The sequence below is a fragment of the Nonlabens ulvanivorans genome, assembly GCF_000732625.1.
Lineage (GTDB): Bacteria > Bacteroidota > Bacteroidia > Flavobacteriales > Flavobacteriaceae > Nonlabens > Nonlabens ulvanivorans.
In genome coordinates this window covers 1-970 of the sequence record NZ_JPJI01000018.1, presented here as the reverse complement: position 1 = coordinate 970, position 970 = coordinate 1, and the positions used below count along the sequence as shown (strand labels likewise).

Annotated in this window: 1 pseudogene; it reads right to left on the bottom strand. The window is 41.9% G+C overall.

Annotated features, from left to right (window positions below):
- Positions 1-831 (bottom strand): annotated as a pseudogene (locus tag IL45_RS02200) (hypothetical protein); the annotation flags it as partial.
- Positions 832-970 lie beyond the last annotated feature (139 nt).

Here is a 970-nt window from a genome sequence, read left to right as displayed (position 1 = left end):
ATCGACTAGAGTCGTGATCGTTTCCAAGTTCTGAACTAGAGCTGTAAAATCTAATTGAGTCGTTACACCATCTTCATCCGTATAATCTAGATTCGTATCATCCGCATTCAGCACTAAAGTTGTAAGCGTCTCAGCAGCATTCGTATCAATCGTAACTGGCGTTCCAGCTTCATTAGTATAGGTAAACGTACCATCCGTGTTATCCACTAGGGTAGTGATCGTTTCCAAGTTCTGAACTAAAGCGGTAAAATCTAATTGAGTCGTTACACCATCTTCATCCGTATAATCAAGATTCGTATCATCCGCATTCAGCACTAAAGTCGTAAGTGTCTCAGCAGCATTCGTATCAATCGTAACTGGCGTTCCAGCTTCATTAGTATAGGTAAACGTACCATCCGTGTTATCCACTAGAGTCGTGATCGTTTCCAAGTTCTGAATTAGAGCTGTAAAATCTAATTGAGTTGTCACACCATCTTCATCGGTATAATCCAGATTCGTATCATCCGCATTCAGCACTAAAGTCGTAAGCGTCTCAGCAGCATTCGTATCAATCGTAACTGGCGTTCCAGCTTCGTTAGTATAGGTAAAGGTACCATCGGTATTATCGACTAGAGTCGTGATCGTTTCTAAGTTCTGAACTAGAGCGGTAAAATCTAATTGAGTCGTTACACCATCTTCATCGGTATAATCCAGATTCGTATCATCCGCATTCAGCACTAAAGTCGTAAGTGTCTCAGCAGCATTCGTATCAATCGTAACTGGCGTTCCAGCTTCGTTGGTATAGGTAAAGGTACCATCGGTGTTATCCACTAGAGTCGTGATCGTTTCCAAGTTCTGAACCAGAGCTGTAAAATCTAATTGAGTCGTTACACCATCTTCATCCGTATAATCCAGATTCGTATCATCCGCATTCAGTACTAAAGTTGTTAGCGTCTCAGCAGCATTCGTATCAATCGTAACTGGCGTTCCA